8 protein-coding genes are annotated in these 7,859 nt (G+C 62.8%); 5 read left to right on the forward strand and 3 right to left on the reverse strand.

The features are described from left to right. The first annotated feature begins 7 nt into the window (after positions 1 to 7). Both ACFFWD_RS36145 and ACFFWD_RS36150 read left to right on the forward strand, forming a co-directional pair. Positions 8 to 1,300, forward strand: a complete 1,293-nt coding sequence (locus ACFFWD_RS36145; RefSeq protein WP_376973801.1) for an NAD(P)/FAD-dependent oxidoreductase — start codon at positions 8 to 10, stop codon at positions 1,298 to 1,300. An 82-nt stretch (positions 1,301 to 1,382) separates the two neighbouring features. Next, on the forward strand, positions 1,383 to 2,507 hold the full coding sequence (locus tag ACFFWD_RS36150; protein WP_376973803.1) for an amidinotransferase: 1,125 nt from the start codon (positions 1,383 to 1,385) through the stop codon (positions 2,505 to 2,507). 29 nt (positions 2,508 to 2,536) lie between these two features. Here ACFFWD_RS36150 and sugE read toward each other — a convergent pair whose 3' ends face one another. Then, positions 2,537 to 2,851: a quaternary ammonium compound efflux SMR transporter SugE gene (sugE, locus tag ACFFWD_RS36155; protein ID WP_376973805.1), complete on the reverse strand. Its 315-nt coding sequence runs from the start codon at positions 2,849 to 2,851 to the stop codon at positions 2,537 to 2,539. 475 nt (positions 2,852 to 3,326) lie between these two features. Here sugE and ACFFWD_RS36160 point away from each other — a divergent pair, with 475 nt between their 5' ends. Then, entirely contained in the window at positions 3,327 to 3,791 is a 465-nt protein-coding gene (locus tag ACFFWD_RS36160; protein WP_376973807.1) for a cupin domain-containing protein, read from the forward strand. A 302-nt stretch (positions 3,792 to 4,093) separates the two neighbouring features. Here the strand turns inward: ACFFWD_RS36160 and ACFFWD_RS36165 are convergent, their stop codons facing one another. Both ACFFWD_RS36165 and ACFFWD_RS36170 read right to left on the reverse strand, forming a co-directional pair. Then, on the reverse strand, positions 4,094 to 5,509 hold the full coding sequence (locus tag ACFFWD_RS36165; RefSeq protein WP_376973809.1) for an MATE family efflux transporter: 1,416 nt from the start codon (positions 5,507 to 5,509) through the stop codon (positions 4,094 to 4,096). 25 nt (positions 5,510 to 5,534) lie between these two features. Further along, positions 5,535 to 5,999, reverse strand: a complete 465-nt coding sequence (locus ACFFWD_RS36170; RefSeq protein WP_376973811.1) for a MarR family winged helix-turn-helix transcriptional regulator — start codon at positions 5,997 to 5,999, stop codon at positions 5,535 to 5,537. 194 nt (positions 6,000 to 6,193) lie between these two features. On the opposite strand from ACFFWD_RS36170, the gene ACFFWD_RS36175 reads away from it, so the two are divergent. Together ACFFWD_RS36175 and ACFFWD_RS36180 are read left to right on the forward strand one after the other, a co-directional pair. Then, complete coding sequence (locus ACFFWD_RS36175; RefSeq protein ID WP_376973813.1) at positions 6,194 to 6,706, forward strand: DUF8737 domain-containing protein; 513 nt, start codon at positions 6,194 to 6,196, stop codon at positions 6,704 to 6,706. A gap of 132 nt (positions 6,707 to 6,838) precedes the next feature. Further along, complete coding sequence (locus tag ACFFWD_RS36180; RefSeq protein ID WP_376973894.1) at positions 6,839 to 7,552, forward strand: aspartate/glutamate racemase family protein; 714 nt, start codon at positions 6,839 to 6,841, stop codon at positions 7,550 to 7,552. The last annotated feature ends 307 nt before the right edge of the window (positions 7,553 to 7,859 follow it).

The raw sequence follows: 7,859 nt of genomic DNA on the forward strand, positions 1-7,859 counted from the left end.
ATATGTGATGAATGCACCCGTCCGCCTGCCGCTGCCGCCGAGCCTCTATGCCGACACTGCCGTGCCGCCGGTGCCGACGCCGCCGCTTACAGCCGACAGGAGTGTCCCGGTCGCGATCATCGGCGGCGGGTTCACCGGCCTGTCGACCGCGCTGCACCTCGCCGAGAAGGGCGTGCTCGCGACCGTGCTGGAGGCGCAGGAGCCCGGCTGGGGCGCCTCCGGCAACAATGGCGGGCAGATCAATCCCGGGCTGAAGCACGATCCCGACCAGATCGAGGCCGATTTCGGCCCCGATCTCGGCCGCCGCATGATCGCGTTCGCCTACGGCACCACGAACTTCACGCTCGATTTGATCCGACGCTACCAGATCCCCTGCGAGGCGCGGCAGGGCGGTACGCTACGCGCCGCCTACAATGACGCGAGTGCCGTCGCGATCGCGGCGACCGCGCAGCAATGCATCCGGCGCGGCATGCCGGTGAAATTGCTCAATGCTGCTGAGATGCGCGCGATGACCGGCAGCGACCGCTATCTCTGCGCCATGCTCGACGCCCGCGGCGGCGATCTGCATCCGCTGAGTTACGTGCGTGGACTTGCGCGCGCCGCGATCGGTGCCGGCGTTGCCGTTCACGGCGAGACGCCCGCGTTGTCGCTGCGCCGCGACGGCGGGCGTTGGCGCATCGAGACCCCGCGCGCGGTGGTGCACGCCGACAAGGTGCTGCTCGCGACCAATGGCTTCACCGATGATCTCTGGCCTTCGCTCCGCCGCACAATCGTGCCGGTGTTCTCGTCGATCACCGCGACCGCGCCGCTGCCGGATGAGGTCGCGCGCTCGATCATGCCGACGCGGCCGGTGCTTTATGAGAGCGGCCACATCACGGTCTATTACCGCATCGACCAGCGCAATCGCCTGTTGATGGGCGGTCGCGGCCCGATGCGCTGGATCAAGACCCCGTCTGATGTCGCCTATCTGATCCGCTACGCTGAGCGGCTATGGCCGCAGCTCAAAGGCGTCGCCTGGACCCACGGCTGGAACAGCCGCCTTGCCATCACCGGCGACCACTATCCGCATGTGCACGAGCCCGCGGAGAATCTCTTGGTCTCGCTCGGCTGCAACGGCCGCGGCGTCGCGCTCTCGACCGCGATGGGCGCGCAACTCGCCCGCCGTCTGATCGAAGGACACAAGGCCGAGATCGATATGCCGGTCACCGGTATCAAGCCGATCCCGCTGCACGCCTTCTGGCGCGTTGGCGTCACCGCCGCGGTGTTGACGGGGCGGGTGCGGGACCGGCTGGGCGTCTGATTCAGACTCTTGCTTCAGGCTTGATCACCGCTTTGGAACCGGCAAGGCGCGCGACCGTTGTTGCGGGCAGAGGCCTCACGCCATGGACATGGTCACGCGCACCGTCGGCCAGGACTTCGCCCCGGCGGAGCTGGTTTCTCCAGTGAACTCGCACAATGAGTGGGATCCGCTGGAGGAGGTGATCGTCGGGAGGCTCGAGGGCGCGGTCATCCCGTCCGATCATCCGGTGGTCACCTGTAACATTCCGGGCATGGCGGCGCGGGCCCAATCGCTGTTCGCCGGCTTCCGCTATCCAAGGATCATGATCGAACCCGCGCGGCGCGAGCTTGATGGCTTTGTCGAGCTATTACAGTCGCTGGGCGTTGTGGTGAGGCGGCCGGAAGCCGTCGACCACACGAAACGTTTCAGCACGCCGGAATGGTCCTCGCACGGCTTCTGCAATTCCTGCCCGCGCGACAGCATGCTTGTGATCGGTAACGACATCATCGAAACGCCGATGGTTTGGCCGTGCCGCTACTTCGAAACGCACTCCTATCGTCCGATCCTTAAGGACTATTTCCGGCGCGGTGCGCGCTGGACTGCTGCGCCCAGGCCGCAACTGACGGACGAACTGTTCGATCCGGAGTTTCGCGTCTCCGAAAACGGCGAGCCAGTCTCGTATATCCTGACCGAATTTGAGCCCGTCTTCGACGCCGCCGATTTCTTTCGCTGCGGGCGTGACCTGTTCGTCACCCGCAGCAATGTCACCAATGCATCCGGTATTGAATGGCTGCGTCGGCACCTTGGCGACGGCTATCGCATTCATGAGATTGAGAGCCGCTGTCCCAATCCGATGCACATCGATACCACCATATTGCCCCTTGGCCCCGGCAAGATTCTGATCAATCCCGAATACATAGACATCGACCGTCTTCCGGCCATTCTGAAGAACTGGGACATCCTCGTCGCCCCGGAGCCGGACCCGATCACCGATCCCATGCTCAGGATCACCTCGCTGTGCGGGAAATGGCTCAACATGAATGTGCTGACGATAGACGAGAAGCGCGTCATTGTTGATCCGCATCACAAGGCGACGATGCGTGCGATCGAAAAATGGGGATTCGAACCGATTCCCTGCGAATTCTTGCACTACGCCGCATTTGGCGGCGCCTTCCACTGCGCCACGCTCGACATCCGACGCCGCGGTACCTTGCAGAGCTATTTTTGAGCTCCGACTTAAGGTCGACATCGCCGGGGTTAAGAGGTGATTTTCAGTCCTATGATGCCCGAGAGAATAAGGCCAATACAGCCAAGTCTGACCAAGGTCGCAGGCTCGTTGAAAAGATAGATGCCGAATACGGCAGCGCCCACGGTGCCAATGCCCGTCCACACCGCATAGGCTGTCCCCACCGGAAGCGATTTGAGAGCCAGGCCGAGCAATCCGATGCTGGCCGCCATGGCCGCAACCGTGCCGATTGTGGGTGACAGGCGCGAGAATCCGTCCGTGTATTTCAGGCCGATCGCCCAAGCAATTTCGCACAGACCGGCAAGGATCAGGAAGAGCCAGGCCATGAGAGATCCTCCTTGAAATGTTTGTTCGTCTTCCACGCTCTTTGCCGTTCGTGCGCAGTTTCCGCATAAGGAAAAAGCTAGGGCAGCGAAAGAATCTTGCACATGAAGAACTTGAAGAGAAGAAAACAGCCTATCCTCGCACGAAGACGGCAGGCTTTCGCAATCAATTTGCCGAGCCGGCTCAGGACATAAAGCACGGCCCGCCTGCGTCCGCTTCCGGGGATAAGGTAGAAATGCTCCACTCAGTACGGGACGACCGGTTCTGACTCCGACCCGACGTTGCATTTTTTTGAGAGTCCACGCGGGCAATTCATCGGGTCGTCCCTATCGTGGCACGGCGTCGTCGAGTAGACTGTCGCGAACCGCCCTGAAGCGGGACGTGCCGAAATCCTCCCTGGGGGATTGGGCAGCGAACGTGCCGTCGGCAAGCAATAGCACTCTGAAAAAATGGAGTAACAATCGCTAGGAGAACCTCATGAAAAAGCTTCTGACCGTAGCAGCCTTGATCGCACTGGCGAGTGTGGCACAGGCGCAAGATGCCGTGACCATCGTCAAGCCAGATGCGCTAACATGGACGGACAATCCGAACATTCCGAAGGGTGGCCAAGTCGCGGTCCTGCTAGGCGATCCAGCGAAAGCTGGCAGCGTGGTGGTCCAGCGCGTCAAGTTTCCGCCCAACTATAAAGTTCCGCCGCACACTCATCCCTATGCCGAGACCGTCACCGTGATCAGCGGTAGCGTCGGCTGGGGCATGGGCGAAAAGTTTGACCCTACGAAGGGCGAGGTGGTCAAGGCGGGTGCCTTGCAGGCGGTGCCGGCGAAGCACGCTCATTATGTTTGGACGGGAAACGAGGAGGCGATTCTCCAAATTCAGTTCATCGGCCCAGGAGGCATCGACTACATCAACCCGGCTGATGATCCCCGCAAGAAGACGCAGTGAAGCATACCAATTCTAATCTGCAAACCTGTGGTATCCATCACTCATCGTGTCTGGAAGCGAGCGTCCTTGCCACCAATGCATGAGACCACCTCCAGACCGGCCCCGCTACGGCCGAAGCCGAGCGGGGCCTTTGCATATTGAGCGAGAGTCTTGCCTCCGCGTTTGCCTAAGCGGCATGTCGGGTTCGCGCCCTTGCCGGACCTCCCGTGATGTCTGCTTTCGTACAGACTCAGCGGACATCGACCCGAAGTGCGTGGCCGTGATTTGTAGCTACACGCCCTGTTTGGCCTGACGCCCGATCGCTACTCTGCAGCGCTCGCCTGGATCGCCGGAGCGGCACCGGTCTCGCTCCGTGCCCGCGCGATCGTCGCTGCGACGATGATGCCGCCGAACAGCACCGACGAGATCGCCACGATGACGAACAGGGTCGACAACCCGGCGCCCCATGTGGCGACTGCGAGCCAGCCGACGCCGGCCGCGACAATCAGGCGCGCGGTGCCGGCGAGCAGCGGTGCGAGCACGCGCCTGGCGCCCTGGCCTGCGAAATAAAGCGCCATGCCGGCGCCGGCCACGCCGTAGAACGGCGCAACCGTGTGCAAATAGAGCGTGCCGCTCGCCAGCACCGGCGGCGCGTCGGTGAACAGGCCGAGCCATGCGGTGGGAAACAATGCGGCAGCAAGCCCGATCGTTTCGGTGACCGCGAATGCAATGGCCGCGCCGGTCCAGGCGACGCGCGTCGCCCGTGCCGTCTGGCCCGCACCGGTGTTGATGCCGGCCATCGTGACGAGCCCGGTGCCGAGTCCGAACAGCAGCGGGATCTGGAGATAATCGAGCCGCGAGGCCAGGCCGTAGCCGGCAATCGCATTCGCGCCGAACTGCCCGACTGCGGCTGTGATCAGCGCGACCGTGAGGTTGGCCTGCACGGTGCCGATCGCCGACAGCAGGCCGACCCCGAGGATGTCGCGGAACAGCCGTCCGCTTAGGGGTGCGATCGTTAGCCGGATCGGGCTCTGCGGCGAGCGCATGAAGCCGATCAGCATCGCCATTGCGATGAGATAATAGATCACGACCGCAACGCCGCCGCCGGCGACGCCGAAGCGCGGGATTGGACCAAAGCCGAAGATCAGGGCCGGCGACAGCGGCACCAGCAGGATCGCGCCCGCCAGCGTGACGACCGCCGGCATGCGGACATTGCCGGCGCCGCGCAGCACCGCCGAGAGCAGGGCGACGATCCAGAGCGGGATCGATCCCGCGAACACCGCGTTCGAATAGGTCAGCGCCGCGGCGAGTGTATCGCTCTCGCCCCCCATCGCATGGTAGAGCCACGGCCCGCCGGAGATCGCGGCCAGGCTGAACACCGCGCCGAGCGCGATGGCCAGCACCACCGCGTGCCAGGCCAGCGCCTCGGCATCGGCCCGGCGGCCTGCACCGATCGCACGCGCCACGGCCGAGGCCACCCCGCCGCCGATGCCGCCATTCGACATCATCTGCATCAGCATCAGGACCGGGAACACCAGCGCGGTGCCGGCGAGCGCCGCGGTGCCGAGGAATCCGACAAAATAGGTTTCGAGGATGCCGACCAGCGTCTGCACCACCAGGACGACGATGGTCGGCAACGCAAGGCGCAACAACGTCGGCGCGATCGGACCATCGAGCACGCCGGGCGGCGCGCGCATCGCTGACGCGGCAAGCGGTCCGGAAGGCGAGGTCTGCGACATCACGCGTCTCCGTGTTCGCGGTCCGTTACGCAGGCAGCTTGGCGTTGGAGAGATCGAGCAGGCCGTTGAGTGCCAGCGTTGCCTCGGTGCCGAGCGCGGTTTCGACCGCTTGCTGCGCCTTGCGCCATTCGGGTGCGGCCTGCAGCAGCCGCTTGCGGCCGGCGTCGGTGAGCGACACCGTGCGCACGCGGCGATCGCTGTCGTCGCGGCCGCTGCGAACGAGCTTGGCATCGAGCAACAGCTTGAGATTCCGCGTCAGCGTGGTCGGGTCCATGCCGTGCAGCTCGGCCAGTATGCCGATCGGAAGCGCCGGCTTGCCCTGCAGGCTTGCGCCCTGCAGCCGGGCCAATAGGCCGAACTGGCTTGAGGTCAGGCCGGTCGGCGCGAGATGCCGGTCGTAGAGCTGGGTGATCTGCCGATTGGCGCGGCGCAGACGCATGCAGGTGCAGCCGAGCGCCTCGCGAACATCGAATTCGGTACCGCGGTCCATTGCCGGTGTCCTCTGAGTCTCGAAAATACATGCATATACATGTTATTTTCGACGTAGTCGAGATGCCGAATTGTCGCTGGATGCCCTGATGCTCGTGCTATTTGGTTCACGAGCAGTTGATCGTCGATCCTAATTTACCTGCAGCTACAGTCAAGATATCTGTATCTACAGATAATGCCACCAGGGAGAACGTCATGGACAACAGAGCATTGATCGGCCTGAGCATTCTGATGAGCCTGATCGCATCCGCCAGGGTGGCCCAGCTCTTCATCTGGCCGCGGCTGCGCGATCTCAGCCGGGAGGAGGCGCTGAACGTGCTGCTGGCGCCGCACATGTTCCGCTTCATTGGCCTGAGCTTCCTGATGCCGGGTGTGGTGTCGCCGGCCTTGCCCCAGGCCTTCGCCTTGCCGACCGCCTATGGGGATCTCGCGGCGACCGTGCTGGCGCTCGCTGCCTCGCTCGCGCTGTCGGCGCGGCTCTCGTCGGCCATCGCGCTGGTCTGGTTGTTCAACATTGTCGGCTTTGCCGACCTGTTGCTCGCCTATTATGACGGGACGATCGGCGTCGGGCTGCCGCCCGGCTCAATGGGCGCTGCGTTCTACATCCCGACCGTGATCGTGCCGCCTTTGCTGGTGACGCATGTGATGATGTTCCGCCTGCTGCTTGGCGCGAAGCGCGCGCAGCGGAATTCACTCCCAGCGTCGTGACGACCGCGGCACTATCAGGTCCGCTGTGACCGCGATAGTGGCGCAATAGCAGACTTCACAAGAGGCCCGGGTAGCGCCAGAAGCAGACATCGATCGCAGCTTCTAACTCAGGGCACCATCGCGTATAGTTCGATCGCGGGGCTCTCTGGGGCGTATGATGAGACGATTGGTTTGATTGGAGGTATGAGCTGGGAGAGCACTGCGCTCTACTACAGACTCATTAACGAGCGAGTTCGCGCCCGCATGGGTCAGCTGCATTCGGCTCCGCTGGTGATGTACTCCTATGACTTTCAAGAGATCAAGGAGATGCAGTATGCTGGCCGATGGCGGGATGCGGCGACCAGCCTTGCGGAGACGGCACGACGTCTAGAAGCCGCTGGCGCAAGAGCGATCGTGTTGTGTACCAACACTATGCACAAGCTCGCGCCCGACATCATGTCGAAAATAACCGTTCCATTTATTCACATCGCTGATGCGACTGCGCAACGTATACGCGCCAAGCAGTATCGGCGAGTTGGACTTCTCGGCACGAAGTTCACGATGGAAGAAGACTTCTACGTTGATCGACTGCGCGCGCATGATCTTGGCGTTCTGCTTCCTTCTGCGGATGAGCGAGCAGATGTGAATCGCATCATCTACGATGAGCTTTGCCTCGGAGTCGTCACTGCTCCCTCTCGCCGTCGCTACCAGGATGTAATGGCCGCGTTGGTGGCGAGTGGCGCGGAATGCATCATCCTGGGATGTACCGAGATCACGATGCTGATCGGGGCGGACGACACCTCAGTTGAAACATTCGATACCACCGCTATTCACGCGGAGGCGGCGGCTGACTTCGCGATTGGATGATTGCGGGCCGGTGGGCCAATCACTGATTTGCCCGACGGCGCAAGCCCCTTTTGATAAAATATTTCGGTTTTTTAGAATCGCAAATCAGTTTATGAATCCACGCGTCTCACCCGCTTGAGGGGCGCTTCGCGATCGTCACGAGTGTTGGGTCGAGATGCGGTGGACGCCGAGCGGGCTACGACGAGTGCGCGTGAAGCGGACGGCGAAGTCGTGTGGTCCTGACGCCCCAGTGGCTGGTGTCTCTCAGGAGAGGCCAAGGTCTCTCGCTGACGACGGTGACAAAAAAGCCCGGTCTCGCCGGGGAGAG

Origin of the sequence: Bradyrhizobium erythrophlei (assembly GCF_042430365.1) — a bacterium.
Taxonomy (GTDB): Bacteria; Pseudomonadota; Alphaproteobacteria; order Rhizobiales; family Xanthobacteraceae; genus Bradyrhizobium; species Bradyrhizobium erythrophlei.

Excerpts from the sequence above, each read along its gene's own strand:
- ACFFWD_RS36145 (WP_376973801.1), top strand. The coding sequence starts at position 8 with ATGAATGCACCCGTCCGCCTGCCGCTGCCGCCGAGCCTCTATGCCGAC.
- ACFFWD_RS36150 (WP_376973803.1), top strand. The coding sequence starts at position 1,383 with ATGGACATGGTCACGCGCACCGTCGGCCAGGACTTCGCCCCGGCGGAG.
- sugE (WP_376973805.1), bottom strand. The coding sequence starts at position 2,851 with ATGGCCTGGCTCTTCCTGATCCTTGCCGGTCTGTGCGAAATTGCTTGG.
- ACFFWD_RS36160 (WP_376973807.1), top strand. The coding sequence starts at position 3,327 with ATGAAAAAGCTTCTGACCGTAGCAGCCTTGATCGCACTGGCGAGTGTG.
- ACFFWD_RS36165 (WP_376973809.1), bottom strand. The coding sequence starts at position 5,509 with ATGTCGCAGACCTCGCCTTCCGGACCGCTTGCCGCGTCAGCGATGCGC.
- ACFFWD_RS36170 (WP_376973811.1), bottom strand. The coding sequence starts at position 5,999 with ATGGACCGCGGTACCGAATTCGATGTTCGCGAGGCGCTCGGCTGCACC.
- ACFFWD_RS36175 (WP_376973813.1), top strand. The coding sequence starts at position 6,194 with ATGGACAACAGAGCATTGATCGGCCTGAGCATTCTGATGAGCCTGATC.